The following is a 26,154-nucleotide window of genomic DNA, read 5'->3' on the forward strand; positions in this document are numbered from 1 at the left end:
CTTCCCTTGCAACCCGGCCCAGCCGGTCCGGTCGGGGGCTTGCCTCAGCGCAAGTGGACATGCCGAGTGTCGCATTTCTAAATGGCTGAAGACGCGCCCAAAGTGACACTTTAACTTTGCGCACAAACGGACATTCCAACCTTGCCGCCACATGCAGCATTGTAGGGGGTACATTCTATTTTCAAGTGCGACATGCCAATGATTACAATGGTTTCGCTCTGGAGATTTTTGGGTGTCGCATTGCTTTCGCAGATCACCCTTTCCGATCGACGACGTCTTCACCAACTCAGGGAACGCAATGTTCCGACTGGTGAGATTGCCCGTCAGCTCGGCCGCCGGCTCGATGGAAAGCCTTCCATTGACCTCCGTGTGGAAAGTCCCGTTCATCGGATGCTATAGTCGGCTGAGCAAGTCCGACTTCTTGGCCTCGAATTCCTGATCCGTGAGAATGCCTTTTGCATGAAGTGCCGCGAGACGCTCGATCTTGTCGAAGATGTCCTCATCCGACCGAAGCGCCTCCGTTGCTGGACGTGTCGCTTGTTGTGGCTCGGCGGATTCCGGCGCGGACGATGCGAATATCGACGGCGCAGCCGTGGCGGCGGATGTTCCGGTAGCCGACGTGTCCGCCGGTTCCTTGCCGCCCTGCCGTACCACATCCAGCTCCGAAATTTTCACCAGCCCGTACTGAGAGGTAAAGCTCAGCGACTGGTCGCCGCTTTGCTGTTGTGAGAACCCGCCAATTCGATGGTCCTTCGTGTCATAGATCGTAACCCGGCCACCGATATCGATCGCCAGCCGTCGAATTGTCGGGAACAAGGCATAGCGAAGGTCATTCTGCGCCCCGGTCGAGGCAGGATGCCCAAACTCCTCGGGCCACCAGTTTCCAGCCGACAGTGCGCCAGGCAGGAACAGGCTGACGCTGCCGCCCTGACCTTGATATTGGGACTGGTGCGACGCCTGCGGGCCCAGCAAATCCAGGCCGTGCACCAAGGCCGCAAGCTCGGAACAAATCCCGGCCACGTTCGCTTTTAGCGCATTGTTGAACATGTCGCCGACCATGATCATGCCGCCCTGCGACCATTGCCCCATCCCACCCAGATCGGGATGGTTGAACTGGGCCTGTGTCGCCTGCCCGGCGATAATCGCCATCAGAAGGTGCTCCACCGCGCCGAAGCTGACCCCGTACCGCTCTGCGATCTCTCCCAGGGTCCGTCGGCCCTCTTCACTGAGTTGTCTCATCGTGATCGCCTTGCCTGACGAAGATTGCGGGCACGCCGCACCAGGTCGGCGCATCCGTTGCAAGTGATCTAGCACGCGCCGCTCCGAGTTGACAGGCCCCCGCAGGATCAGCGTCGCGCTGCGCGCTGCCGGACTGGCACAAGGCCTCTTCTCCAATCCCTCGTGACGTTTTATTATAACGCACTGGGCAGTCGTAAACTGGGACGGCGGACGGATCTCGTCCCCGATCCTACCGTCATTTTCCAGCGGCAGAGAGCGATTTCTCGTATCGAGGCGGCGTCCAACTCACCCGGCCCCCGATCTTCCCTTGCAATCCCAACCAGCCGGTCCGGTCGAGGGCTTGCCTCAGCGCAAGTGGAGATGCCGAGTGTCGCATTTCCAAATGGCTGAAGGCGCCCCCAAAGTGACACTTCTACTTTGCACGCCGCCACAAAGGATTGGGTAGCCCCAGGGCTTTTAGCATTGATGGACGCAGATGGTGATGTGTGCCCTCCCGCGAACCGCTGCCCTGGCCGAGCCCTCGACGTGGTTGGCAAAAAAGCGGCTTCACGAACGGTGTCTTCTCGTTCACCAAAAGGGGTTCCGGAACATTCTGCCATTGGTGGGCGTAAGAATTTTTAACGTCTCGGCCTCCATGCGCCTTGGACGGTCAGCTGGCGATCAAAGCGGCTTCATATACCATCGTCGCGGCGGCAAGATCCGCCAACGCTGTTCCGACTGGAATTTCAAGGGGTCAGCAAGCGCTTCGGCGAAATTGTCGCCCTCGGTAATATCTCCTTCTCGGTGAACCCAGGTGAAACAATCGCACTGCTTGGACCAAGCGGCTGCGGCAAGACCACCATTCTTCGGCTCATTGCCGGATTCGAGCGGCCGGACAAAGGCTCGATCATGATCAACGGCAAGTCGATGGCCGGATTAAAACCCTATGAGCGCAATGTCGGGCTGCTGTTCCAGCACTACGCTCTTTTCCCGCATATGACCGTCGAACAGAACATCGGCTACGGACTTCGCCATCGCAACCATGCGCCAGGCGAAATACCCGGTCGCGTTGCCGAGATGCTCGAGCTCGTCCGGCTCGTCGGTTTCGGACAGCGGCGGCCGCATCAGTTGAGCGGGGGCCAGCAGCAGCGTGTTGCACTTGCGCGGGCGCTCGCCACCCATCCGAGCCTTGTTCTCCTGGATGAGCCCTTGTCGGCCCTGGACGCCAAACTTCGACATGAGTTGCGCACCGAATTGAAGGATGTGCTCGCCGCCGTCGGCTCGACCGCAATCGTGGTAACCCATGACCAGGAAGAGGCAATGAGCCTGGGAGAGCGCATATTCGTGATGAACGGTGGTGCAATCATGCAGTCGGGCAGGCCGGATGATGTGTATTGGCGTCCAGACTCGCGCTTCGTAGCGGATTTTATGGGTCGGACGAACTGGATTCATGGCTCGATTTCGGCCGCTGGCGGAACGGCCTGCAAATTCCGCTCCGAATCCGGCTGGGAGTTTCCGGTCGCATCCACGGGAAGCCTTTTAGGTGCCGCCGAGGTTTGCGTGAGGCCGGAAAGCGTCTCGATATCATCCGGCGCTCCGGCTGCTGGGGCGATGCCGGGACGCGTTGCTGAGGTCGTGACACTCGGTGCCTTCAGGCATGTCGTTCTGGACCTTGCCAGTGGCGACCGCATCATCTCGGCTTGCCCCAACCGTCCAGATATAGCCTTCGCCCGCGGGCAGGAAATCAGCATTTCCATCCCCGCCGAGGCATGCGTTCTCTTCGCGCGATAAGCTGGCGTTGATGGTGCGCAGCTTGTACCGCGCCCCGGCTTGAGGGCCACCAGTTGCCTGAGGGACAGGGTTCGTCCAATATCCGCATATGGGCAGAGAGGCCATCCGCTCTCGAGCGCCACAAAATATGGAATGCGGCTTCTGATGCTTGACCTTGATTCCTATCTGCTTCGTGCGTTTCTGACCGTTGCGGAGATCGGCACCGTCAATGGCGCAGCCGTCGCTCTGAATAGAACGCAGGCGGCCGTGAGCATGCAGATCCGCAAGCTGGAGGAGCTTGTCGGCGTTACGCTGTTTTCGCGATCGTCAAAAGGCCTCGAACTCACGAGCCATGGGCAGATCATGCTGGCATATGCCCGCGAAATGGTCGCCCTCAGCGACGAGGTCGAGAAAAGGCTGACCGGCAAGATGATCGAGGACCGCATTCGCCTCGGCGTTGTCGAAGATTTTGCAGCCGGCCACCTGATCGACATTCTTCGGGACTTTAGAGCCCAAAACCCGAAAGTCGAGATCGATATCATTGTTGAGCCGAATCGCCGCCTCGCAGAGCTGTTTGAAGACAGGAAGCTGGATCTGGTTGTTTGCGATATCACCTGCCTCTCGCGAAAACCGACCCTCATCTGGACTGAATATCTGATGTGGACGGTCAGATCTGACTTTGTGGCCGACGCGGAAAAACCGCTTCCCATCATCATGTTCGAGGAGGGGTGTCCCTGGACGCTCCCGACGATTGCAGCTCTGTCCCAGCGGAACGTCCAGTGGAAGACGGCATGCGTCGCATCGACGCTGGTGGCCATGGCGACCGCGGTTCGCGTCGGTATCGGTATCGCGCCAATGATGGTCACGACGAAACCGGAGGGCTGCCGGACGCTTGACAGGTCGGCCGACCTGCCCGGTCCCGTGCGTATCGAGATCGGTCTGTATGCTCAATCCGAGACGGCCGAAGGCGCGCGCTACCTTGTGGACTTCATTTCGCGGCATACCGCCATATTGTCCAGCTAGGAGCGTTCAGCTTCCATTATATCGGGTCAATTTAATTCCCTCTACCGGAATGGCGAGCAAAGCCCCACAGTGATCGAATGAAGGGTCGACGGCCAAATTTCAAGCATTCATGGAAGTCTGCGCATACGATGATGGGGCAAGCCAAAGTTGACGAAACTCTCCTTGCAGATGCCGTCTATCTGCCCGGCCAGATCGCAAACCTCACGAGGGGAGCGAGCGTGGCGGCGCAAACCAACGAAATACTGCAGGGCATCAATGATATGCTGCTGCACGAAGGTACCGATAAGTCGGAGATCATTCTCGCCAACATCTGGCTTAGCGACCTTGCCTCATTCGAGGAAATGAACAGAGCCTGGGACGTTTGGGTGCCGGATGGCGGGACGCCACGGCGGGCGACGTTTGAGGACAAGAATCTCCCGCCGATGTGCGCCATCCGTATTGACGTAGCAGCGTCGCGAAAGAGCGGGGCCCTGCGAGCTTGAATGAGCCGTCTGCGTGCGTGCGCACCATTCCATCGACGCGTCTTGCGTGCGGTCAGACGCAGGTGTTTGAGGATCGGCCATATACCGGGAAAGCTGCCTGAATCGGGTTGGGAATAGTATTCTTGGTTCCGGTTTAGTGCGCGGTAGAGCGCCAACACTCAATGAGGAGGACTCTGTGCTGATCAAAGGTGAACGCACATTTGTGGTCCGCGACATGGGAGGCTTCATCGTCCACATTAACATGCCTGGATGGCTGCAACACAAGCCGACCGATCACGGTCATGGTCCTCTCGCTATGGTCGTCGAATCCATCCACCATCCAGGTCGGGTCATTGCGATGCACGAGCACCGAAACGATGAAATCATCTCCTGGGTGCCGGCTGGCGTGATGCGCCACGAAGACAAAATCACCGGCCGACTGATTACCGACAGAAACAGCCTTATGGTGATGAATGCCGGACGCAGCTTTTGGCACTCTGAAGAGACAATACAGTCCGATCCCCCTTGCGCATGCTGCAAATTCTTGTGCGGCCCTCTGCGATGGATCTCGATCCCAAGATTCAGCACGGACCTATCCCGCCGGCGGAGCCGAACTTGTGGCGGCATCTCGTAGGACCGGAGGGTAGCAAGGCCCCCTTCTACGTGCGCAATGCGGCCGATTTCTTTGATATCCGGCTGGAGGCTGACGCGGTTGTTGAATTCCCGCAGGTGCCTGGGCGTGACCTCTTTTTCCACGTGTTCAGCGGTTCAGTCGTTGCCGACGGGCTGAAGTTTGACGAGCGCGAACAAGGACTGCTTTTGTCTGGTGCCACACTTACGATAAGGGCAAAGAGCTCCAGTGTGGTTGTCGCGTTCCTTGTAGATCCACATGCCCCGGTGGTTCGCAGAGGAACAGTTGGAGATCACCGAAAGATCCCGCCTCCTATCGTCATTCGGGCTATTAAGGGGTGGAAAAGGCTGCAGCGCCTATGGCGTCACTGGGCCAACTAAGGGCCGGGCATCGCCGATCGGCAGCCCCGCCTCTGGGAGAGTGCTGCCTGATCATGCATGTCCGGGCCACTCCCAGACGAGATCCGGTGTAGAAGGGTCGTCGTCGTGAGCCTTGACCGCCCGCAAGCGGGATGTTGGTGCGGTTGCTTCGAACGGTGGCCGTATTTGGATTTGGCTTGGAAACGAACCGCGTCGCGCAATCGGGCTCAGACCGTGGATGCAGTGATGTACAAAAAATGTCACTCTGACGATAGTTCTGTGTTGACCCTTCGGCGTTTGGGACGTCAGCAGTAGACGTTCGTCTTCAAAGCGATAGAAATACTGTCGCTGGTATCAAAAATCGCTCACTCAGCGCACGAGCTTGTCGAACGTTGATTTGTCTTTTTCCTCTTAGAATCTCAGACACGACGGACTGAGCGCCTACTTCTGGCACCTCGGACTGGCCAAGACTCCGCTCTTCCATGATGTAACGGAGTGCATCAGCACCGGTTACGTGAGGCATTGGGCGGGTTTGCTCGTCATAGGCCTCGATAAGGTCCCCCATGCGAGATGCAAGCAACGCCAAAGGATGATCCTCATCGTCGCCTACTTCAGCCAGGATCTCGTCAAGTTGCTCCACGAGATGATCATACTCAGCTTCGTTGGTCGGCATGGCAAGAAGAGGGGCCACATGCGTCCAGTGCTCGCTTACCAGTTTTACAAGTGCGTTCATCGGGCTAACCCTTCCATTTTCCTTTGTCGTATTCCGCATGGTCCATAATCCGCTGAATATAGACCTTCTTAAATTTGTAATGCACCACCGCGATCAAGCGCAGCTTGTTGCCACCAATGTCGAACACGTGGTGCTGGCCGACCTTATCTATTGCCGGAAACAGCGACTTCATGTCAGCGAAGTCTGTCGGCTCCGAGGACTTTATTAGTCGATACCAAGTATCTAGGGCACTGGCTGCTTGGGGCCATCGGTCTTTCGCCTCCCAGATCTTTATCTGTGTAATGACGTGCATAAACCCGGAATCGCGCATCGCATTTTGCTATGGCTGCAATCTAGCGCGATAATCCGATTATAGCAAGTTGCTATGGCGCCTTTTTATTCGCATTCGCCAAGGTCCGACTAGTGCCGCGCCACAGAGATTATGACTCTTTGACGGGGTAAGCTTTGCGGAGCTTTTGGCGGGCTTTTTCGGTTGTGAACATCCATTGGATCTTTGCGCCATTAGCGTTGCGTTGCTGCTCCCAGGCTGCGACTTCGGCGATTATGGTGTCTTTATTGTCGATACGACGGTCGAGGCATTGGCTGCGCAGGACACCGATCTCGATCTCGACCATGTTGAGCCAACTGGCGTGCTTGGGCGTGTGGTGGAACTCCAGTCGCTTCAGCACCCTTCGAGCCTCCGGGGCTGGAAATGCGTCGTAAAGCGCCCCGGCGGAATGGGTGGAGAGGTTGTCCATCACCACGCGGATGATCGGGGCGTCGGGATAATCGACGTCGACCAGTTCGCGCATGCACTGGGCGAAGTCTTGGTTGGTTCGCCGATCGGTGACCTTCACCCTGCGCCAGGGCTGGTGGGCGTCCATGAAGACAAACAGATTGACCGTGCCGTTTCGGCGATACTCGCAGTCGTAGCGTTCAAGCTGGCCAGGCTTGGCCGCAATGGGCTCGCGCACTTCGCCGATGAGTTGGGTCGGGCTCTCGTCGAAGCAGACCACGGGCCTTTGTGGATCAGGCGTCTCTGCGTAGAGGTCGAGAACATCCTCCATGCGCGCGACGTATTCCCCATCGAGCTTTGGGATGCACCACATGTCTTTGCGCCAAGGTTTGAGATGATTCTCAGCCAGCCGGCGACGTACGGTCTCCGAGGACAACTCGTCATGATCGGTGAGTCGGACCATCTCATCGGCCAGAAGCTCCAGGGTCCAGCGGGCTCGCCCGGGCGGCGGCTTTGAGCAGGCGGTCGCCACCAACAGCGCCTCCTCCTTGCTCGATAGCTTGCGCTCAACACCCGGGCGCGGTTCTTCACTGAGCGCGCCTTCCAGATTGGCTTCCACAAACCGGCGCTTGGTCCGGTAAATCGTCGATCCGCTGACGTTCAAGGTTGCCGCGATCACCTCGTCGCTGAAGCCTTCGTCCGCCGCCACCAGGATCTGGGCGCGCTTGATCTTGCGCGACGCATGGCGTCCCCCGCTCAACAAAACGGCCAGTTGATCACGTTCCGATTGGCTAAGCTCTACGTGAAACTTTATAGTCATCGACACCTCCTTCAGCGCGGAGACGCAGATGAATCCGAAAATGAGTCCCTCACTTGACCCGCAAGCCGCAACGGCAAGACATGGCCTTACGCAAGTCCAAGGCCAGTACCTGGCCTTCATCTACGCCTACAGCCGCATCTTCAAACAGCCTCCGGCCGAAGCCGACATGCGTCGCCACTTCGCCGTTACGGCTCCGTCTGTTCACCAGATGGTGCTGACCCTCGAGAAGGCAGGATTTATATCCCGCGTGCCAGGCGCAGCACGCAGCATCCAACTTCTCATCCCACCAGAAGACTTGCCCATTCTACGATAACCCAACCCGTCATAATCTCTGTGGCGCGGTACTAGTGCCACGAGCGGGGCTCTTAAGAACGTTCATAAGTCTGCTGCGCGACAGCACGAAGCCGGCTTTGTGGGCGATGAGGGAGCTCGACGCTCTTTGCCTTCATCCTCTTCGTGACTATGCGCGAGGAGATCAAGAAGATTTGAAACGCAAACAAGGTCAGCCAGGCCGTGCTTAACCAGTTCATCAACGTCAAGAAGGTCACCAGAAACCCAGCAGCACGGCCATCAAGATCCTTGATATTGTCGAAGAAAATGACTGGAAGTGCCCTGCGCGAGCCGCTTGCTGATGGAAAGAAAGGATTTGCCCGCACTATGCAGGCATTTCCATTTTCGGAGATTGAATAAACTTCATGCGGCAGGTGCCAGTTGCACCCCATATGTACAACGCAGAAACCGTACACGTTCGGGCTCACTCGTCGTTGGAGCCTGAGTTGCATTCCATTGGAGTGGCAGGGCGTTGCGATAGGGCCTGTCGTATATTTCCGACGTTTTGGGATTGTCGCCAATTGCAAAAGCCGTCGCCTTTGGCATAGGCCGGACTTTCGACGCCTCGCCAGTTCCGTGCGTATCGAACTGCAAAGTTGTGTACGCCCCAGTCTCGAAACTGGTCGACATGTGTCAGTTCATGCGCCCACGCGGAGACGTTCGCGGCCGCGCTGGGTTCGCGAAATACCACCACGTCGATCAGGGTGACGGCGTCTGCAAAGCCTCCCTTCTCTAGCAGCTGAGCAAGGTCTAGAGAGTCGTCGTTGCCGATCTTGTACCGCACACGGTTCATCGAGTCTTCGGTCGCGTAGCCGGTCAATTGCTCTCGAATATACGGAGGGATCGGCATTGATCCGCTAATCGCGTCATTGCGGCTCTTAACAAGAGCTCTTTCCAGCAATGGCCCAGTTACGACACTGGCTTGAATCTCATTGAGCGCAGTAACGACGCTCTGAAGGGCACTCGTGACAGCATTCGATGAGTCTTGAAGGCTGTTGCCTGTCTTCTCCAGAATATCACCAGGTTCCGGACCGCCATGTTTTGCGGTGAAGGCCACATCGGAAATGCCTGCGCAGGGGTGGGCCAGCGAAGCCGGTATCAACGTCCCGAGCAAGATCAGGGCGAGACGGAACATGGCTGAAAGGGTGCTTTGGGAAACTATCGCGGTGGTGGATCGGGCAACTTGCATAGCCAGTCCCTCAGTTCAGTCTATTACCATATATACACAATATCTAAAATGATGGTGAGGCCACCGTTCTTGCGTAATATTTTTTTGCGGCCAGAAATTGCAGGTGCAAAAGCGCCTGCAATGATCAAGTCTTCCGACGCAGGATATCAAGGCGTTCCTGCATGAAGTCGCTGATGGAAAGAAGCGGCGGCCGTCGGCGATGGTCGGCTGGTCACCAAGCCGTGCCAAAAACCCCAGGGTGATCACGCCTACAGCCCGCACCATCTTGGTCGCGACCGGGCGATAATGTCAGCTCATACCAGCGTGAGCGATCTCTGACTCTTTTTGAGGTTTCCAAATCAGTTGAGTTCTGAATCAATACCGCAAACGGAGGTTTGCGGATGACATCAGGAATTCCACTGCGCGATGACTTCGACGGCTTCGCTCTTCGGGCGTTGGCCAAAGGCACGAAGGATGCGGCACAGGCTCGGCGGCTTCTTGCCCTTGCCGAAATCTATGATGGCCATTCCCGCAGCGATGCGGCCAGGATCGGAGGCGTGACCCTGCAAATTGTCCGCGACTGGGTTATTCGCTTCAATGCGCGTGGCCCGTCGGGGCTCATCAATGGCAAAGCACCCGGCAATCAAGGAAAGCTTTCCGACGTGCATCGCCAGGCTTTGGCAAAGATCGTCGAAAGTGGCCCGATACCGGCGGTGCATGGCGTTGTGCGCTGGCGGCGCAAGGATCTTGCTCAATGGCTGTTCCAAGAATATCGGATATCCGTCGATGAAACGACCATTGGCCGCGAATTGAAGGCGCTCGGCTTTGCAAAGCTGTCTGCCCGCCCGCGCCATTACGCCCAGAACGAAGGCGACCTGGAGAGTTTTAAAAAAAGTTCCCCGCCACACTGGCAGCCATCAAAGGCAGGCTCCCGAAGAACGTCGAGATTGAGCTCTGGTGGGCCGACGAAGCTCGGATAGGCCAAAAGAACAAGATCACCCGGCGATGGGCACGCAGGGGAACAAGGCCTTCGGCACCACACGATCAACGCACGATGTGGACCTATATCTTCGGCGCTATCTGCCCCAAGAAGGGCAAAGGTGCGGGTCTCGTTCTTCCCTACTGCGACACCAGCGCCATGAACCAGCATTTGATCGAAATCAGCCAGGCCGTCGATGACGGCGCTCATGCCGTGCTGATCGTTGATCAGGCGGGGTGGCATGTCACGCCGAAGCTCGATGTGCCCGACAACATCACACTGCTCTTCCTGCCGCCACGCTCGCCCGAATTAAATCCCGTCGAGAACGTGTGGCAATTTCTGCGTGACAACTGGTTGTCCAACCGGATCTTCAAAGATTACGAGGACATCGTCGCCCATTGCTGCGACGCATGGAACAAGCTGGTCGCTCAGCCGTGGAAGATCATGTCGATTGGAATGCGTGACTGGGCGCACCGGTTTTGATTAGCGCTCGTTGGTATCAGCTCGTCGGTATCGATCTTTTGCGCAATCTGGTCGTCTGACATTGGCCGCTCGGTCTGTATGAATTGCATCGGAGTTCTTGCATTCCGTATTGGAGCGGCTTGAGGTCGCAACTCCCATAAACCGTGCCTGAACCGAGGGCCTTAAGATCTATATTGCGGCGAGCCAGTCTATGATCCGAATCGATGCCCTTGGGGAGTGGTCGAAACATTCCAGGTCGTGCAGGCCGAAAAGTCGTGATCGCGCTGGTCTTTTTGTGTTGACCTCAGCGGCTACAGGAGACCGGGCGCGAAGGGTCGCGCCTGGTTCGGAGGACGAAGTTGCAGCCGACCAGCCTACCCTATCGACATCAGGCTGGCATTGCCGCCGGCTGCGGCCGTGTTGATGGAGGTGGACACCTCCTCCAGAAGCCAGTTAAGGCAATACGCATCAGGGTCGCGCTCAAGCTGCTCCGTCGAGGCTGACTGGGTGAGCAGCAGCGCACCCGGCATCGCGGCGATTTTTGCGAGCATGGCCAAGACGCGGTCGGCATCGCCTTCAATCAGGGCGCCGGCCATTGGCTCAGCATCGGCGGAGGTCTCCTTCCAGGAAATCCGCCGGGCGACACTGACGGGAACCCGCTTCAGCATCGAGCGAAGGCTCTCGTCGGCGTCGATGATTGCGCTGTTTCCGGTGGCGAGCACAGCCGAGACCTGGCGAACGAGACCGGTTTGCGAGACCGGAGCGCACAAGATCACACCGCGGGGATGAAGCGCGTAGAGATTGCGCTCGCCGACCGGGCCGGCGAGTTCGGTTTCGAGCCCCAGGGCCGACTGGCCGCCGAGATGGCGCGCCATTTCCGCATCCTCGAAAAGGCCCTGCTGATCCAGCCACTTCGCAAAGTCCGAAAGAGCGGGGTCGCTATAAACGGAGCTGTGCTGGGGTGGGATCGGCGGCGTGGTGACCAGCCTTCCGAGATAGAGAGGACCGCCCGCCTTGGGGCCGGTGCCGGACAAGCCGCGGCCGCCGAAGGGCTGGACGCCGACGACAGCTCCGATGACGTTCCGGTTCACATAAAGGTTGCCGGCCTTCACCTGTGACGTCACATTGGCGATCGTTTCGTCGAGGCGCGTGTGGAGACCGAAAGTCAGGCCGTAGCCCGTCGCATTGATCTCGTCGATCAGGCGGCCGAGGTCCTGACGACGCCACCGGATGACGTGCAGAACAGGCCCGAATACCTCCCGCTTCAGGTCCGAGATCTTTTTGATCTCGATGATCGTTGGCGCAACGAAGGTTCCGTTTTGGGTCGCATCCGGTAACGCGACGCGCTCGACGGCGCAGCCGGACCGGCTCATGGCGTCTATGTGCGCCTCAATGATATCCTTGGCTTCAGCGGTGATCACCGGGCCGATATCGGAGGCCAGCCGATTGGTGTTGGCGATCGAAAGCTCGCGCACTGCGCCCTTCAACATCGTCAACGTACGATCGGCGACGTCTTCCTGCAGGCACAGGATACGCAGCGCCGAGCAGCGCTGTCCGGCGCTGTCGAAGGCCGAAGCGATCACGTCGCCCACGACCTGTTCGGCGAGCGCCGAGGAATCGACGATCATGGCGTTCTGGCCGCCCGTTTCAGCGATCAGCGGGATTGGCTTTCCGTCAGTCGACAGGCGCTTCGCAAGCTCCGCCTGGATGATCCTTGCAACCTCAGTGGAGCCGGTGAACATCACCGCAGCGGCTTGCGGTGCTGCGACCAAGGCTGCCCCTACCCTTCCGTCTCCCGGCACCAGTTGCACCACATGGGAAGGAATGCCGGCCTCGTGCAGGATACGGACCGCCTCGGCGGCGATCAGGGGGGTCTCCTCCGCAGGTTTGGCGAGAACCGGGTTGCCGGCGACAAGAGCTGCGGCGACCTGCCCCGTAAAGATTGCCAGGGGGAAGTTCCAGGGGCTGATGCACACCACCGGTCCAAGCGGCGCATGCGACGGGCCAAGCGTGCGGCGGGTTTGCTCAGCGTAGTAGCGCAGGAAGTCGATCGCCTCGCGCACTTCGGCGACGGCGTTCAACAGCGATTTGCCGGCTTCGCGCATGATGAGGCCCAGCAAGGTTTCCATTCTCGCCTGCATGATGTCAGCAGCGCGATCAAGCAGTGTCGCTCTTTCCGCTGGCGGGACCAACGCCCAGGACTGCGCGGCCTCCAGCGCGACCACCGCTGCTGCGGCCGCCTCTTCAGCCCTTGCCTCGCGTACAGTGCCGACAACGTCCCGCTTGTCGGCGGGATTGACGACATCGCGCGCCGCTGGAGCCCCTTCGATCGGGCCGCTTGGCGCGGCTGCCCACGAGATCGTGGCACTCATCTTCAGCGCCTCTGTCAGCGCCTGCAGGGACGTCTCATTGGAGATATCAAAGCCGGCGGAGTTGCGGCGCTGACCGTACAGGTCGGAGGGAAGCGCGATCTTATCGTGCTTTTGACCGGGCACTGGCATCCTGGCGACGATGTCAATGGGATCAGCGACGAGCTCGTCGATCGAGACATTGGGATCGGCGATCCGGTTTACGAACGACGAGTTGGCGCCGTTTTCAAGAAGACGGCGCACGAGGTAGGCAAGCAGGGTTTCATGGGTGCCCACGGGCGCGTAGATGCGGCACGGACGGTTGAGGTTCTGTCGGCCGACAACCTCGTCGTACAGCGGCTCACCCATGCCATGCAGGCACTGGAACTCATACTTGCCGACATAGTAGTCGGAGCCAGCCATGTGGTAGATGGTGGCGAGCGTCTGCGCATTGTGGGTTGCAAACTGTGGGAAGACAGCATCGGTTGCAGCAAGCAGCTTCTTGGCGCAGACGATGTAGGAGACGTCGGTGTAGATCTTGCGGGTAAAGACGGGGAAGTCTTCAAGGCCATCGAGCTGCGCGCGCTTGATTTCGGCGTCCCAATAGGCGCCCTTGACGAGGCGAACCATGATGCGGCGACCCGCGCGGCGGGCAAGATCGATGATATAGTCGAGCACGAAGGGACAGCGCTTGCCATAGGCCTGGACAACGAAGCCCATTCCGTTCCAGCCGGTAAGCTCGTCGTCGAGGCACAGCGTCTCAAGAATATCGAGCGACAGCTCCAGCCGATCTGCCTCCTCGGCATCGATGTTGAAGCCGATGTCGTAGGACTTGGCAATCAGCGCAAGCGCCTTGACCTTCGGCAACAACTCGCCCATCACGCGCCCGCTCTGGGCTCTCGAATAACGTGGATGCAGCGCCGAAAGCTTGATGGAAATGCCGGGACCTTCGTAGATGCCGCGTCGGTCAGAGGCCTTGCCGATGGCATGGATCGCGGCTTCGTAGTCTTTGTAATAGCGTTCGGCATCCGCGCCCGTGGTGGCGGCCTCGCCGAGCATATCGTAGGAATAGCGGAAACCGCGCTGCTCCAGCGGCTTGGCCCGCAGCAGCGCCTCGTCGATCGTCTCGCCGGTGACGAACTGCTCGCCCATCATGCGCATCGCCATGTCCACACCGCGTCGGATGACAGGCTCGCCGCAGCGGGCGATCAGGCGGGTGAGCGCGGCCGAAAGGTTACGATCGTTGACCGTGGAGGTGAGTTTTCCGGTGACGACCAGCCCCCAGGTTGCGGCATTCACGAACAGCGAACGACCGCCGCCCAGATGCGACTTCCAATCGCCTTCGGCGATCTTGTCGCGGATCAGCGCATCGCGCGTCGCCGTATCGGGAATGCGCAGCAGCGCTTCGGCGAGACACATCAGCGCAACGCCCTCCTGGCTCGAGAGCGAATACTCGTGGACGAGACCTTCGACGCCCGTGCCCTTGTGCTTGGCGCGGAGCGCCTCAATGAGCTTGCGAGCGGTTGCAGCTGCGCCCTGCCTGACCTTTTCCGAAATCGTTGCGGCGTCAACGAGGCGCGGGACACAAACCGTCTCCGGCGTACGGTAAGCCGCTGTAATGGCACGGCGCAGATCGCTTTGCGGTCGGACTTCCGGCGCAAAACCCTCGAAAGGATTTGCGGCGCTGCGAGACTGCGCGTTAACGGTTTCGTTCGCCACCGGATCGTTGGTGATCGTCATGTCATTGCTCCAGAGAAGGATAGTGGCCGAACATAGCAGATCCAATAAAGGTGATTTCACTTGAAACTGGCGTAATGCGAATATATTTGCCTAATTTGTGCGAAACCTAGAGGCAATATCGTGAATACTATCGCAAATGGCAGGGAAATCGACCAATTCGATCACAAGATCATAGAGGCCCTTGTCGCCGATGGTCGCATGTCCATTACCGACCTCGCCAAAAAGGTCGGTTTGTCAAACACGCCCTGCCAGGTCAGATTAAAGAGATTGATCGAAGATGGCTATATTCTCGGCTTTCGCGCGATCGTCGATGTGAAGAAACTCGGGAAGAATCACGTCGCATTCACCGAAGTAAAGCTCTCCGACACGCGGGAGCATGCGCTGACGGCCTTCAATATCGCCGCTTGGAAGCTACAGGAGGTCGAGGAGTGCCACATGATCGCCGGCGCTTTCGACTATCTCTTGAAGATTCGCACGTCAGACATCGCCAATTACCGTCTTGTACTCGGCGAGAAGATATCGAGCCTTCCTTTCGTCGCCAGTACGTCGACTTTTGTGGCTATGGAGGCCGTCAAGGAAAACGGCGTCTGAGGAAACCTATCCTTTTCCGTGCCCGGCTTCAGGCGTCTCGTTTCCCGGAGTGCGGCGGATTTCATCGCTGCCATATTACCTCTTTACAACTAACATGTTAGTCCGTTATACCTAACACGTTGGTGGGGAGGATTAATGTTGACTGAAAAATTCGGGCTTTCCGTGGCACTTGCTACGCCATTTGATGCGAATGGCGAGATCGCTGTCGCGGCGATGATTGCGCAGGCAAAACAAAGTTTTGCGGCGGGATGCTCGAGCGTCACGCTTTTCGGCACCACGGGTGAAGGAGCCTCGATCGGCACACAGGAGCGCGAGCGGATCCTCAATGCATTTCTGGATGCCGGTATCGCGCCTCAGAAGGTTGTGATCGCTGTGCTGGTCGATGCGGCCGAGGATGCGGCCGCTCAAGCCGGACAAGCGTTTTCGTACGGTGTGCGCAACATTCTCCTCGCCCCGCCCTCCTACTTCAAGAATGTCAGCGATGACGGCGTCTTCAAATGGTTCTCCGCCGTCTTTGCGATCCTCGGTGACAAGGCACGCGACATCATCGTCTACAATATTCCGTCGGTCACCATGGTGCCGCTGACGGTGTCGCTGATCGGGCGGTTGCGTGCAGCCTTTCCAGCGGTCGTCACTGGAGTGAAGGATTCGTCCGGCGACTGGCCGTTCACCGAAGCGCTCCTGAAGGCGCACGGCGATCTCATCATCCTGATCGGCGATGAGCGCCACTTGGCAAAGGGTGTGCGTCTTGGCGGACAAGGCGCGATCTCCGGCATGGCAAACTTCCTGCCTGGCGAGGTCAGGCTGATGGCCGAAGAAGGCAGGGATGACGCCCGCGTCGAGGATTTTGTCGCCGAACTCCTCACATACCCAGTTACTCCGGCCGTCAAGGTCATGGTGGCCAGGCTCACCGGCGAGGAGATGTGGCTTGCGGTTCGTCCGCCGCTTGTTTCAATATCCAGCGAGGGGCAGGAGCAGCTTGGTCTTGCCTTCGATCTACTTTTCCGCTCCAAGGCAGCATAGGCACCATGTACCAGGGGGAGGCAATGGACGGAATCGACGAGCAGCCGACGCTGCGGGAAAAGGCGTATGAAAGCTTCACGCGCCACCTGCTGGCGCGCGACGTGCGTCCGGGTCAGTTTGTCTCTCAGCGCCGTCTTGTCGAACTGACCGGATTGACGCTGGCGGCGATCCGCGAACTGATCCCCCGGCTTGAGGCCGAAGGGCTGATCAAGACGGTCCCGCAGCGCGGCCTGCAGATAGCACATATCGACCTCAACCTCATTCGCGAGGCTTTCCAGCTTCGGCTTTTCCTGGAGAAGGAAGCCGTGGCGCTCTTCACGCGCTCCGCCTCCGATGAGATGATCGGTGGGCTCATCAAGCAGCATCGCGATATCGCCGATGCCATTGCCAATGGCGACGCCTCGCATGAACTGGAAGTGCGCGCTCAAGCCGTCGACTGGGGCATGCACGACGCCTTTATCGACGCGCTTGGCAATACGATCATTTCCAACGCCTACCGAGTCAATTCGATCAAGATGCGTCTGATCAGTCAGGAGCGCTTTCGCATCGACGGGCGTGTCGGCCCCGTCATGGGTGAGCATCTGAAGGTTCTGGAGGCAATCGAAAAGCGCTCGGCCGAGGATGCGGTCAACAACCTCGCCGCCCACATTAATCACGCGAGGGATCGCGCCCTGAAGATTTAATTGCACCATAGCCGGCGGTGAGGAGATCGACGGCAACAGGAGGAGGAGGACTTACATGCCATCATCATTTCTTAATCCCACCCGGCGCGGCTTTCTCGCCGGTACCGCAGCCCTCGGTGCGAGCAGCCTCATGGGCGTGCGCTCGGCATCGGCGGCCGTCGACTGGAAGCGTTTTGCCGGCACGACGTTGGAAGTCAATCTGGTGAAAAGCCCGCGCAGCGAGACGCTCATCAAGTATCTTCCGGAGTTCGAAGAACTGACCGGCATCAAGGTCAATGCGGAAGCCACGCCTGAGCAGCAGCAGCGCCAGAAGACCACAATCGAATTGAGCTTCGGCAAGCCGAGTTTCGACGTCGTGCATATGAGCTATCACGTCCAGAAGCGACAGTTCGAAAAGGGTGGCTGGCTCGCCGACATCGGTGGCTTCCTCAAGGATCCTTCGCTCACCGATTCGTCGCTGGTCGAGAGCGATTTTGCCGAAGCGGGTATGACCTTCGCCAAGGATTCTGATGGTGTCCTGCGCTCCCTGCCCTTTTCGGTCGACTACTGGATCGTTTACTGGAACAAGGCGCTTTTCGAGAAAAAGGGGCTTTCCTATCCGACGTCGTTCGAGGAAATGGCAAGTGCTGCCGAGGCGCTCACCGATCCGTCGACCAACACCTATGGCTTCGTCGCCCGTGGTCTCAAGAATGCCAATACCCCGGTGTGGACGACGCTACTGCTCGGCTACGGATCGAGCCCACTTGGGCCGGATGGCAAGCTGCGCACCAATTCCGAGGAAGCCGTTGAAGCGGCCAAGCTCTATCAGCGCCTGATGACTAAGGCGGCTCCTCCTGGCGTCTCCGGCTTCAATTGGGCCGAAGCCCAATCGGCCTTCCTTCAGGGCAAGATCGGCATGTGGCTTGATGGCGTGGGCTTTGCGCCACCGATCGAGAACCCGGAAAAGTCGCGCGTCGTCGGCCAGGTCGGATACGGCATCATGCCGAAGGGGCCAAAGGCCCAGGCGGCGGGAACGTTCGGAGACGGCCTCGGCGTCGTCGCCGCAAGCCAGAAGAAGGAAGCTGCATATCTCTTCTGCCAGTGGGCCATTTCCCATGACATGGGTGCGCGCCTGCTTCAGGCCGGCGCCGGCGTTCCGTTCCGCCAGTCGGTCCTTGCAGATCAGAAGGTGCGCGAGGGCGTGAAGATGCCGGCCGCATGGCTTGATGCTGTCGCAGGTTCCGCGAAGGTGTCGCAACTTGCCTTACCGGTTATCATTCCAGTCACGGAGTTCCGCGACATCTATGGGGTAGGCCTCACCAACATGATCGGCGGCGCCGATCCAGCCACGGAGCTGAAGACGGCCACGGCTCAATTCGAGCCGGTCCTGGCTCGAAGCGAGGGATAATGGCTTCGGTGAGCATGGAAACCGCAACCGCGGCCAAGGCCGAGACAAAGCAGGGGAGCAAACCGGGTCGGTTTGCTCCCAATTATTGGCCTTTCGTCATTCCCGCCCTGATCGTCGTGGCCGCTGTCATCGTTTTTCCGTGGGTCTTTACGCTGTGGATGAGCGTCAACAGCTGGACGCTCGGCCAGGCACAGGTCTTTGCCGGGTTGGATAATTACCTCCGCCTTGCCGTTGACCTGCGCTTTTGGGAATCGTTGTGGCATACCGTGCTGTACACGACGTTGTCGGTCGTCGCTCCCCTGCTCCTCGGAATGCTGGCCGCCCTCATCTTCGATGCCCAGTTTCCGCTGCGCGGCATCCTGCGCGGGGTGTTTGTGATGCCGATGATGGCGACCCCGGTCGCCATCGCGCTCGTCTGGACGATGATGTTCCATCCCCAGCTCGGTGTTTTGAACTACCTGCTTTCCTATATCGGGATCGGCCCGCAGGAATGGATCTACAACCAGACGAGCGTCATTCCCTCTCTGGTGCTGGTGGAAACCTGGCAGTGGACACCGCTCGTCATGTTGATCGTGCTGGGCGGGCTCGCCGCCGTGCCACGCGAACCTTACGAGAGCGCCGAAATCGATGGCGCCAATGTCTGGCAGAAGTTCCGTTATCTGACGCTGCCGATGATTGCACCGTTCCTGATGATCGCGGTCATCATTCGCAGCATCGATGCGGTCAAGAGCTTCGACATCATCTACGCGATGACGCAAGGGGGGCCTGGCACTGCGTCGGAAACGATCAACATCTATCTCTATAACACCGCGTTTTCCTACTACGACATTGGATACGGCTCGGCGATGGCGGTGATTTTCTTCGTGCTGATCGTGGCGCTCTCTTTCGTCCTTTTGATGGTCAAGCAGCGCGCCAACTGGTCCGATTGGGAGGCACGCTGATGAAGCGCAAGGCAGTCGATCGCATCGGACTTCTGTTCGTGGCGCTGGTGATGGTATCGCCGGTCATCCTGTTCTTCCTCTGGATGATCTCGCTGTCTCTGAAGTACGAGATCGACAACGGCGCCTATCCGCCGATCTTCATTCCTGAGCGCTTTGCCTGGTCGAACTACGCAAAGGTGTTCGAGGAGAACAACTTCTTCCTTTACCTTTGGAATTCGGTTCTTGTCACGGGTGCGGCGACGCTCTTGGCGCTCGTCATCGGGGTGCCGGCGGGTTACGGCATTGCGCGTCTGAAGGCCGAAAAGTCGGCTGTCGTCATCATGATTGCCCGGATGACGCCTGGCCTTTCCTTCTTGATCCCGCTCTTCCTGCTGTTCCAATGGCTGAACCTACTCGGCACGCTTTGGCCGCAGATTATCATCCATCTCGTCGTGACCGTTCCGATCGTTGTCTGGATCATGATCGGATATTTCGAAACGACACCGATGGAACTGGAAGAGGCCGCAAGCATCGACGGGGCAACGCCCTGGCAGGTTTTCCGCCTCGTGGCGCTGCCGATCGCACGGCCGGGAATCGTCGTGGCCTTCATCCTATCGGTCATCTTCTCCTGGAACATTTTTGTCTTCGGCATCGTCCTTGCAAGCCGTGAGACCCGCACCCTGCCTGTCGCGGTCTACAACATGCTGTCGTTCGAGCAGGTCAGCTGGGGGCCGCTTGCGGCCGCCGCCTTGATCGTTACGCTGCCGGTGTTGATCCTGACCGTCTTTGCACAACGGCAGATTGTGGCCGGGCTTACGGCGGGTGCCGTGAAGTGACGCTGACGACCGCAATGGATAAGCGTGCGAAGCGACACGTTCTGTGCGTTGGAGCCGCTGTTCTCGATACGCTCTTCAGGGTCCGCACCATGCCTACCGGACAGGGCAAAGTTCTACCATATGACATGCTGCAGATCGCAGAAGGTATGGCCTCGAGTGCTGCTTTTGCGGTCGCAAAGCTTGGTGGGGACGCCAGCCTCTGGAGTGCGGTCGGAGACGACCAAACCGGCGAGCGCATCATCGGCGACCTGGCAGAAAGCGGCATAGACACCCGCGGCATGCGGCGCGTGGCGGGTGCCCGCTCGGCCATATCGACGATCCTGATCGACGATGCCGGCGAACGCCTGATCATCCCCTTCTACGACCCGCGTCTGCATCAGTTCGTCCAATCTGTCACAGCGGACGATATCGCGCCATTCGACGCGGTTTTGGTCGATGTGCGCTGGCCATCACTTGCACTGCAGACACTGCTCGCTGCCCGGGAAGCGAAGTTGCCGGCCATCCTTGACGGTGACGTGGCGGCTGAGGGGGTGATCGAGATGTTGGCACCGGCGGCAAGCCATATTGTTTTTTCGCAGCCGGCTGCTGAACGTCTGGCAGGAACGGCGAAGCCCCCATCGATGGTTCGCCGACTGAAGGAGCGTTTCAGCCATGCCTTCGTTAGCGTGACATTCGGAGAAAAAGGCTCCTACTGGTTCGATGACGACAGCGGTCGCATTCGCCATCTCGAAGCACCGAGCATCACGGCCACGGATACGCTGGCGGCAGGCGACATCTTCCATGGAACCTTCGCGCTCGCGCTGTCCGAGGGCATGGCGATCGAGGATGTGATGCGCGCCTCGTCGATGGCGGCGGCAATTAAATGCCAGACATTCGGAGGCCGCATCGGCGCGCCGGCTCGCGCAGAGCTTGATGAAGCTCTGATGAGTTGGCCAGCCAAGGCCGTCGATATCACCGCGCGAAACGCGCCGGCGCAGGCCCTTTGAACGTCAAGCTGCCTTCGAGATCGTCATGGAGCAGCCGGACGCCTTGAGCGCGGCTTCGACGACGTCAACGAAAAGCTTGCGGAACCATAACGAGCGACCGTCCGCCCGATCGACGCGGCGGTACAGCATCGTAACAGGATCGGCGGGAAGATCGATCGGCGGCGCCGAGATCTCCAGCCCGTGCAACTGCGCGATGCAGCGAGCGATCGATTCCGGAATGGTCGCGATTGCCGGCATCGCTCTCAGCGCCGGTGGCAGCGCTGAAAAGCGCGGTACGGTGGCCACGACCTGTCGGCGCAGACCGGCCTTGGCAAGGACTGTGTCGACATTTGTCGCACTGTTGCCCTCAAAGGACACGGTGACATGCGCGGCATTGACGAAGTCTTCCAAGGTCAGCGGCGCTTTGCGCTTCAGCTGGGCGGGGTCATAGACGCAGACCGAACACTGGCTGAAGAGCGGCGCCCGGACATGCCAGGACGCCGGTTCCTCGTGGACCGCGACGCTGAAATCATAAGCACCGTCGTCGAGCATGCGGGCAGCATCACGCTTGTCGGCGGCGACCCCGATCAGACGTGCACCCGGGGACAGTGCACGCAGACGCGCCACCAGCGGCCCGAAGAACGCCGATTCCAGATTGTCGCACATGCCGATCCTGAACTCGCCCTGCCAGATCTTTGGATCGAAGGCGGCCGGCGGCCGAATGGCGCGCTCGATGCCCGATAGCGCATCCTCGATCGCCGGGGCGATTGCAAGCGCGCGTGGGGTCGGCTGCAGGCCGCGCCCGACCCGCACGAACAGCTCGTCGTCGAGCGTCTCGCGCAGCCGCTTTAGCGCCGCCGACAAGCCTGGCTGGCCAAGCAGAAGCCGCTCGGCAGCACGAGAGACATTGCGCTCCTGCATCAGCACCGAGAAGGCAAGCAGCAGGTTGAGGTCTATCTTTCTGAGGATCGTGTCATTTATCATTATCAATAATACCTGGCATGGTTACTATCAATTTGCAATAGGTTCGGGAGGTGTACATTTTCTCGTTCCCTGACGCTCAAAGCTTCCTCCCGGGGCGTCGGCAGAAAGGAACGATCACTCATGACCATTTCGAGATCTCAAGGCGGAGCCGGCCTGGCATTGCTGTTGCTCTGCGCTGCCAACTTTCTTGATGCAATGGATGTGTCCACGATTGGCGTCGCGCTTCCGGCGATACAGGCCGAGCTTGGCATGAAGGCCACGTCCCTTCAGTGGGCCGTCAGCGCCTATGTGCTTGGCTATGGCGGTTTCCTGTTGCTGGGCGGGCGCGTCGCGGACGTTTTCGGCCACCGTCGCGTCTTCCTCTGGTCGCTCGCCATTTTCGCTGCCGCCAGCATCGCCGGCGGCTTTGTCGATAGCGGCCCGACGCTGATCGCCGCACGCCTGATAAAGGGCATCGCCGCTGCGTTTACGGCACCCGCTGCCCTTGCCCTCCTTCTGTCGGTGTTCGGCGAAGGATCGGCGCGGGCCAAAGCGCTTGGGGTCTTTGCCTCGACTGGCGCGACCGGCTTTGTCCTTGGCATGGTGCTGGGTGGTGCCGCGACGGTCTTCAGCTGGCGGGCAACTCTTGTCATGGGTGCGCCGGTCGCAATTATCGCACTGGCGATTGCTCCTTTCGTGCTGCCGGCAGACCAGCAGCGCAGCGGGCCGCGTGCCAAGTTCGACTGGGCTGGCGCGATGACAATCACGCCGGGACTCTTGCTCTTCGTCTTTGGCATCACCAATGCTGCGGCCGATGGCTGGCAGGCGGTGCCGACCTGGGGCGCGCTCGTGGCGGCTGCCGTTTTGATCGGCCTCTTTCTCATCGTCGAATCCCGTCACGCTGATCCGATGGTGCCGCTTGCGATATTCCGGCGGGGAAAGCTCTCCCACGCCAATGCCATTGCTGCGCTGTTCCAGGGCGTCTATGTCGGCTTCCAGTTCATCGCGACGCTCTATTATCAGACAGTCGTTGGCTGGTCGGCCTTCGCGACCGGGTTCTCCTTTGCCTTCGGCGGCGTCTGCGTCATGTTCCTGGCGCCACGTTTTGCGACGATCGCGCAAAATCGTGGCACGACCGGGCTGATGACGCTTGGCGTAGCACTACAGGCGCTCAGCTACATCTTCTGGATCCTGAGCGTTGGCCACATCGACCCTGTCTGGCTGGTCGCCCTGTCACAGCTCCCGCTCGGTGTCGGCTACGCCATGACCTACCCCTCCGTGCAGGTTGCGGCACTCTCCGACGTTGGCGAGGATCAGTCCGGGCTCGCATCGGGGCTATTGTTTGGCTCCTTCCAGATCGGTGGCGGCATTGTGCTTGCGGCAGCCTCAGCCATATTCTGTGCGGCTTCCGGCTTCGGCTGGGATCCGTATTTCGCCGGCATCACGTTTGTCGCGGTCCTTGCGGTCCTCGTCACGCTTGCGGCCGCACTCGGTCCGAGAGCCTCTGTCGTTGACCGGAACATCTATCAGGCGGCGGAATAGCCGGGACCTGCTTTCGCGCCGACATCGCCGGCCACATCCGGCCATGTCCATTTTATGGATGACAGTCGCCGGCTTCTCTGCGACAAGAAGGCGATGAGAGACAGGGGCGCCCTCCGGTGGAGGGCTGAGAAGCACCCTTTGAACCTGAACCGGATAATGCCGGCGGAGGGAGTCGCTCGGGACTGTCGGCTTCCCGCGTCTGTCCCTGCGCCTTTCTCCCCGGTCGAAAGGCACACCATGCAAGATCAGACTTCGCCGGGAACGCTGCTGGGCGAATTGCGCGCCCAGCCACCGCTCGTCCACTGCATCACGAATTTCGTTGCCATGAACATCGCAGCCAATGTGCTTCTGGCAGCTGGCGCTTCGCCGGCCATGGTGCATGCGGAAGAAGAGGCTGGCGAATTTGCCGCGATCGCCGGCGCCTTGACGATCAACATCGGCACACTCTCGTCAGCATGGCTGCGCGGCATGCAGGCCGCCGCCATCGCAGCCGGCCGGGCCGGCAAACCCTTTGTTCTCGATCCGGTCGCCCACTACGCCACCGGTTTTCGTCGTGCGGCGGTGGACCGGCTGCTGGAACTCGGCCCCACCGTCATTCGCGGTAACGCCTCCGAAATCATCGCGCTTGCCGGCGGGGCGAGCCGTGGTCAGGGCGTGGATAGCCGCGATCACGTCGAGCAGGCTGAGGACGCTGCCCGGCTACTAGCCAGGGAACACGGAGCGACAATTGCAGTAACCGGCTCTGTCGATTTCGTCACCGATGGCGACCGGGCGGCGCGTATCGAGGGTGGCTCGGCGTTGATGCCGCAGGTCACGGCGCTTGGCTGCTCGCTGACCTGCCTTATTGGCGCATTTTCGGCTATTCGGCCCGGCGCACCATTCGAGGCAACGGTTGCAGCCCTTGCTACCTTCTCTGTTGCCGGCGAAATGGCAGCCAGCAAGGCGGATGGCCCAGGTTCGTTTTCCTGGTGTTTCCTCGATGCACTTGCTGCGCTTGACGCTGCTACGCTCGATCGCGATGCCAGGGTGCGCGCCGCATGAGAAACCTCGATCTTTCTCTTTACCTCGTCCTCGATCCGGGCCTTTGCGCCACCGTCGGCATGGTGGAGACCGCGCGCGCGGCGGTCGCCGGGGGAGCAACCGTGGTGCAGCTGCGCGACAAGCATGCGGATACCGCACGGATGATCGAGACTGGGCGGGCACTGAAGGTGGCATTGTCTGGCACCGGTGCTGTGCTCATCGTCAATGACGACGTGGAGGCGGCTATCGCGATTGGCGCCGATGGGCTGCATATTGGCCAGGACGACATCGATGCGATCACGGCGCGGCAATTGATTGGCCCGGACATGATCCTCGGCCTCTCGGCCGAAACGGCGGCGCTGGCGGCAGCAATCGATCCCGCGGCTGTCGACTATGCTGGATTGGGGCCGGTTTTTGCGACAGCGACGAAGCCTGACCACAAACCCGCGCTGGGCTTTGAAGGGCTTTCCCGCCTCGTCAAGGTTTGTCCCGTACCGGTCGTCGCCATAGGTGGCCTGAAATCCGCCCACGTCGGTGACGTGCTTGCCGCCGGGGCCGATGGGCTTGCGGTTGTCTCGGCGATTTGCGGGACGCCCGATCCACAGCTTGCGGCACGAGAGATCGCCGAGAACATGATAAAGGCAAGAACATGATCCGAAATGTGCTGTCCATTGCAGGCTCCGATCCCTCCGGCGGGGCCGGTATCCAGGCCGATCTCAAGGCATTTTCCGCGCGCGGCGTCTATGGCATGGCAGTGATGACGGCGCTGACCGCCCAGAACACGCAAGGCGTTTGCGGCGTCCATCTGGTCCCTGCTGCCTTCGTTGCGGATCAGATTGCGGCGGTTCTTGCCGACGTGCGGGTCGACGCCATCAAAATCGGCATGATTGCGACGGCCGAGATCGCCGACGCCGTCGCCGATGCGCTTGTGCCCCACCAGGGTATCCCGATCGTTCTCGACCCCGTCATGGTCGCCAAGGGCGGAGCTGCCCTCCTCGACCCCTCCGCTGTCGACGTTCTGATCAAGCGTCTGTCGCCGCTTGCAACCTTGCTGACGCCAAACCTGCCGGAAGCGGCTGCACTGCTTCATGTCTATGCCGCCGCCACACGCAGCGACATGGCCGAGCAGGCAGACAGTCTTCGCCAACTCGGCCCGGAGGCTGTCCTCGTCAAGGGCGGACATCTGGCCGGCGACGAAAGCCCGGATGTGCTCTCGACAGCCTCCGGGCCGACATGGTTTGAGGCAAAACGCATTCCGACCGCAAACACGCATGGCACCGGCTGCACCCTTTCCAGCGCGCTGGCCGCGGAACTGGCGAAAGGAGCATCAGTTCACGAGGCGGTCACGCGTGCCAAGGCCTACCTTGCTGGCGCCGTCGGCCATGCCGACGGGCTGAGCGTCGGGTCTGGCCACGGACCCGTGCACCACTTTCACGCACTGTGGTCGGCGGCGTCGGCATAGCACGA

Annotated in this window: 24 protein-coding genes, 1 pseudogene and 1 riboswitch; of the genes and pseudogenes, 17 read left to right on the plus strand and 8 right to left on the minus strand. The window is 59.8% G+C overall.

What is annotated here, in order from left to right:
• Positions 1-393: 393 nt before the first annotated feature.
• Positions 394-1,239, minus strand: coding sequence for an SHOCT domain-containing protein (locus WGT02_RS28630; protein WP_208247960.1), 846 nt, complete (start codon positions 1,237-1,239; stop codon positions 394-396).
• Positions 1,240-1,947: 708 nt separating this feature from the next.
• On the opposite strand from WGT02_RS28630, the gene WGT02_RS28635 reads away from it, so the two are divergent.
• From WGT02_RS28635 to WGT02_RS28650, 4 genes and pseudogenes are all read left to right on the plus strand, one after another.
• The gene (locus WGT02_RS28635; RefSeq protein WP_208247962.1) at positions 1,948-3,009 is read left to right on the plus strand and encodes an ABC transporter ATP-binding protein; all 1,062 of its coding nucleotides are present in this window, start codon (positions 1,948-1,950) and stop codon (positions 3,007-3,009) included.
• 132 nt (positions 3,010-3,141) lie between these two features.
• Complete coding sequence (locus WGT02_RS28640; RefSeq protein WP_208247856.1) at positions 3,142-4,011, plus strand: LysR substrate-binding domain-containing protein; 870 nt, start codon at positions 3,142-3,144, stop codon at positions 4,009-4,011.
• A gap of 128 nt (positions 4,012-4,139) precedes the next feature.
• Positions 4,140-4,493, plus strand: coding sequence for a RidA family protein (locus WGT02_RS28645; protein WP_208247858.1), 354 nt, complete (start codon positions 4,140-4,142; stop codon positions 4,491-4,493).
• Between the two features lie 175 nt (positions 4,494-4,668).
• Positions 4,669-5,483: pseudogene (locus WGT02_RS28650) on the plus strand (pirin family protein).
• 304 nt (positions 5,484-5,787) lie between these two features.
• On the opposite strand, the gene WGT02_RS28655 reads toward WGT02_RS28650, so the two are convergent.
• The 3 genes from WGT02_RS28655 to WGT02_RS28665 form a co-directional block, all read right to left on the minus strand.
• Positions 5,788-6,195 (minus strand): type II toxin-antitoxin system HigA family antitoxin, encoded by a 408-nt coding sequence (locus WGT02_RS28655; RefSeq protein ID WP_024318387.1) that lies wholly within the window; start codon positions 6,193-6,195, stop codon positions 5,788-5,790.
• A 4-nt stretch (positions 6,196-6,199) separates the two neighbouring features.
• Positions 6,200-6,487, minus strand: coding sequence for a type II toxin-antitoxin system HigB family toxin (locus WGT02_RS28660; RefSeq protein ID WP_208247964.1), 288 nt, complete (start codon positions 6,485-6,487; stop codon positions 6,200-6,202).
• A 127-nt stretch (positions 6,488-6,614) separates the two neighbouring features.
• Positions 6,615-7,730, minus strand: coding sequence for an IS630 family transposase (locus WGT02_RS28665; RefSeq protein ID WP_208244984.1), 1,116 nt, complete (start codon positions 7,728-7,730; stop codon positions 6,615-6,617).
• Positions 7,731-7,758: 28 nt separating this feature from the next.
• Here WGT02_RS28665 and WGT02_RS28670 point away from each other — a divergent pair, with 28 nt between their 5' ends.
• The gene (locus tag WGT02_RS28670; protein ID WP_225039569.1) at positions 7,759-8,043 is read left to right on the plus strand and encodes a LexA family transcriptional regulator; all 285 of its coding nucleotides are present in this window, start codon (positions 7,759-7,761) and stop codon (positions 8,041-8,043) included.
• 52 nt (positions 8,044-8,095) lie between these two features.
• Here WGT02_RS28670 and WGT02_RS28675 read toward each other — a convergent pair whose 3' ends face one another.
• Positions 8,096-8,488 (minus strand): hypothetical protein, encoded by a 393-nt coding sequence (locus WGT02_RS28675; protein WP_208247860.1) that lies wholly within the window; start codon positions 8,486-8,488, stop codon positions 8,096-8,098.
• Complete coding sequence (locus tag WGT02_RS28680; RefSeq protein WP_225040061.1) at positions 8,485-9,249, minus strand: DUF4157 domain-containing protein; 765 nt, start codon at positions 9,247-9,249, stop codon at positions 8,485-8,487. The genes WGT02_RS28675 and WGT02_RS28680 overlap by 4 nt, the downstream gene beginning before the upstream one ends.
• 380 nt (positions 9,250-9,629) lie before the next feature.
• Here WGT02_RS28680 and WGT02_RS28685 point away from each other — a divergent pair.
• A protein-coding gene (locus WGT02_RS28685; RefSeq protein WP_208245220.1) for an IS630 family transposase occupies positions 9,630-10,690 on the plus strand; the annotation gives its coding sequence in 2 pieces (ribosomal slippage) (positions 9,630-10,122 and positions 10,122-10,690; 1,062 coding nt in all).
• 353 nt (positions 10,691-11,043) lie between these two features.
• Here WGT02_RS28685 and putA read toward each other — a convergent pair.
• On the minus strand, positions 11,044-14,751 hold the full coding sequence (gene putA / locus WGT02_RS28690) for a trifunctional transcriptional regulator/proline dehydrogenase/L-glutamate gamma-semialdehyde dehydrogenase (RefSeq protein WP_375679618.1): 3,708 nt from the start codon (positions 14,749-14,751) through the stop codon (positions 11,044-11,046).
• Between the two features lie 204 nt (positions 14,752-14,955).
• Here putA and WGT02_RS28695 point away from each other — a divergent pair, with 204 nt between their 5' ends.
• The 7 genes from WGT02_RS28695 to WGT02_RS28725 all read left to right on the plus strand — a co-directional run bounded on the left by WGT02_RS28695 (position 14,956) and on the right by WGT02_RS28725 (position 21,183).
• Positions 14,956-15,348 (plus strand): Lrp/AsnC ligand binding domain-containing protein, encoded by a 393-nt coding sequence (locus WGT02_RS28695; protein WP_375679620.1) that lies wholly within the window; start codon positions 14,956-14,958, stop codon positions 15,346-15,348.
• Positions 15,349-15,486: 138 nt separating this feature from the next.
• Complete coding sequence (locus tag WGT02_RS28700; protein WP_208247971.1) at positions 15,487-16,371, plus strand: dihydrodipicolinate synthase family protein; 885 nt, start codon at positions 15,487-15,489, stop codon at positions 16,369-16,371.
• A gap of 5 nt (positions 16,372-16,376) precedes the next feature.
• The gene (locus WGT02_RS28705) at positions 16,377-17,054 is read left to right on the plus strand and encodes a GntR family transcriptional regulator (RefSeq protein ID WP_208247864.1); all 678 of its coding nucleotides are present in this window, start codon (positions 16,377-16,379) and stop codon (positions 17,052-17,054) included.
• A 55-nt stretch (positions 17,055-17,109) separates the two neighbouring features.
• Positions 17,110-18,441 carry an ABC transporter substrate-binding protein gene (locus WGT02_RS28710; RefSeq protein WP_208247866.1) on the plus strand — a complete coding sequence of 444 codons (1,332 nt, stop codon included), beginning with the start codon at positions 17,110-17,112 and terminating at the stop codon, positions 18,439-18,441.
• The gene (locus tag WGT02_RS28715) at positions 18,441-19,382 is read left to right on the plus strand and encodes a carbohydrate ABC transporter permease (protein ID WP_208247868.1); all 942 of its coding nucleotides are present in this window, start codon (positions 18,441-18,443) and stop codon (positions 19,380-19,382) included. The genes WGT02_RS28710 and WGT02_RS28715 overlap by 1 nt, the downstream gene beginning before the upstream one ends.
• Entirely contained in the window at positions 19,382-20,197 is an 816-nt protein-coding gene (locus WGT02_RS28720; protein WP_208247870.1) for a carbohydrate ABC transporter permease, read from the plus strand. The genes WGT02_RS28715 and WGT02_RS28720 overlap by 1 nt, the downstream gene beginning before the upstream one ends.
• A gap of 14 nt (positions 20,198-20,211) precedes the next feature.
• Positions 20,212-21,183, plus strand: coding sequence for a sugar kinase (locus WGT02_RS28725; RefSeq protein WP_208247872.1), 972 nt, complete (start codon positions 20,212-20,214; stop codon positions 21,181-21,183).
• 3 nt (positions 21,184-21,186) lie between these two features.
• Here WGT02_RS28725 and WGT02_RS28730 read toward each other — a convergent pair whose 3' ends face one another.
• On the minus strand, positions 21,187-22,146 hold the full coding sequence (locus WGT02_RS28730) for a LysR family transcriptional regulator (RefSeq protein ID WP_024314661.1): 960 nt from the start codon (positions 22,144-22,146) through the stop codon (positions 21,187-21,189).
• Between the two features lie 120 nt (positions 22,147-22,266).
• Here WGT02_RS28730 and WGT02_RS28735 point away from each other — a divergent pair, with 120 nt between their 5' ends.
• From WGT02_RS28735 to thiD, 4 genes are all read left to right on the plus strand, one after another.
• Positions 22,267-23,667 carry an MFS transporter gene (locus WGT02_RS28735; RefSeq protein WP_225040059.1) on the plus strand — a complete coding sequence of 467 codons (1,401 nt, stop codon included), beginning with the start codon at positions 22,267-22,269 and terminating at the stop codon, positions 23,665-23,667.
• Positions 23,668-23,759: 92 nt separating this feature from the next.
• Positions 23,760-23,855: riboswitch (TPP riboswitch) on the plus strand.
• A 49-nt stretch (positions 23,856-23,904) separates the two neighbouring features.
• Positions 23,905-24,708 carry a hydroxyethylthiazole kinase gene (gene thiM, locus WGT02_RS28740; RefSeq protein ID WP_208246481.1) on the plus strand — a complete coding sequence of 268 codons (804 nt, stop codon included), beginning with the start codon at positions 23,905-23,907 and terminating at the stop codon, positions 24,706-24,708.
• A complete protein-coding gene (gene thiE, locus WGT02_RS28745; RefSeq protein WP_208246483.1) occupies positions 24,705-25,340 on the plus strand; it encodes a thiamine phosphate synthase in 636 nt (211 codons plus the stop codon). Before thiM ends, thiE begins: the two co-directional genes overlap by 4 nt.
• Positions 25,337-26,149, plus strand: coding sequence for a bifunctional hydroxymethylpyrimidine kinase/phosphomethylpyrimidine kinase (gene thiD, locus WGT02_RS28750; protein ID WP_024314657.1), 813 nt, complete (start codon positions 25,337-25,339; stop codon positions 26,147-26,149). The genes thiE and thiD overlap by 4 nt, the downstream gene beginning before the upstream one ends.
• The last annotated feature ends 5 nt before the right edge of the window (positions 26,150-26,154 follow it).

Origin of the sequence: Rhizobium sp. T1470 (assembly GCF_042140505.1) — a bacterium.
GTDB classification, from domain to species: Bacteria; Pseudomonadota; Alphaproteobacteria; order Rhizobiales; family Rhizobiaceae; genus Rhizobium; species Rhizobium favelukesii.

Excerpts from the sequence above, each read along its gene's own strand:
- WGT02_RS28630 (WP_208247960.1), bottom strand. The coding sequence starts at position 1,239 with ATGAGACAACTCAGTGAAGAGGGCCGACGGACCCTGGGAGAGATCGCA.
- WGT02_RS28640 (WP_208247856.1), top strand. The coding sequence starts at position 3,142 with ATGCGGCTTCTGATGCTTGACCTTGATTCCTATCTGCTTCGTGCGTTT.
- WGT02_RS28645 (WP_208247858.1), top strand. The coding sequence starts at position 4,140 with ATGATGGGGCAAGCCAAAGTTGACGAAACTCTCCTTGCAGATGCCGTC.
- WGT02_RS28655 (WP_024318387.1), bottom strand. The coding sequence starts at position 6,195 with ATGAACGCACTTGTAAAACTGGTAAGCGAGCACTGGACGCATGTGGCC.
- WGT02_RS28660 (WP_208247964.1), bottom strand. The coding sequence starts at position 6,487 with ATGCACGTCATTACACAGATAAAGATCTGGGAGGCGAAAGACCGATGG.
- WGT02_RS28665 (WP_208244984.1), bottom strand. The coding sequence starts at position 7,730 with ATGACTATAAAGTTTCACGTAGAGCTTAGCCAATCGGAACGTGATCAA.
- WGT02_RS28670 (WP_225039569.1), top strand. The coding sequence starts at position 7,759 with ATGAATCCGAAAATGAGTCCCTCACTTGACCCGCAAGCCGCAACGGCA.
- WGT02_RS28680 (WP_225040061.1), bottom strand. The coding sequence starts at position 9,249 with ATGCAAGTTGCCCGATCCACCACCGCGATAGTTTCCCAAAGCACCCTT.
- WGT02_RS28695 (WP_375679620.1), top strand. The coding sequence starts at position 14,956 with ATGTCCATTACCGACCTCGCCAAAAAGGTCGGTTTGTCAAACACGCCC.
- WGT02_RS28705 (WP_208247864.1), top strand. The coding sequence starts at position 16,377 with ATGTACCAGGGGGAGGCAATGGACGGAATCGACGAGCAGCCGACGCTG.
- WGT02_RS28710 (WP_208247866.1), top strand. The coding sequence starts at position 17,110 with ATGCCATCATCATTTCTTAATCCCACCCGGCGCGGCTTTCTCGCCGGT.
- WGT02_RS28715 (WP_208247868.1), top strand. The coding sequence starts at position 18,441 with ATGGCTTCGGTGAGCATGGAAACCGCAACCGCGGCCAAGGCCGAGACA.
- WGT02_RS28720 (WP_208247870.1), top strand. The coding sequence starts at position 19,382 with ATGAAGCGCAAGGCAGTCGATCGCATCGGACTTCTGTTCGTGGCGCTG.
- WGT02_RS28725 (WP_208247872.1), top strand. The coding sequence starts at position 20,212 with ATGGATAAGCGTGCGAAGCGACACGTTCTGTGCGTTGGAGCCGCTGTT.
- WGT02_RS28730 (WP_024314661.1), bottom strand. The coding sequence starts at position 22,146 with ATGATAAATGACACGATCCTCAGAAAGATAGACCTCAACCTGCTGCTT.
- WGT02_RS28735 (WP_225040059.1), top strand. The coding sequence starts at position 22,267 with ATGACCATTTCGAGATCTCAAGGCGGAGCCGGCCTGGCATTGCTGTTG.
- thiM (WP_208246481.1), top strand. The coding sequence starts at position 23,905 with ATGCAAGATCAGACTTCGCCGGGAACGCTGCTGGGCGAATTGCGCGCC.
- thiE (WP_208246483.1), top strand. The coding sequence starts at position 24,705 with ATGAGAAACCTCGATCTTTCTCTTTACCTCGTCCTCGATCCGGGCCTT.
- thiD (WP_024314657.1), top strand. The coding sequence starts at position 25,337 with ATGATCCGAAATGTGCTGTCCATTGCAGGCTCCGATCCCTCCGGCGGG.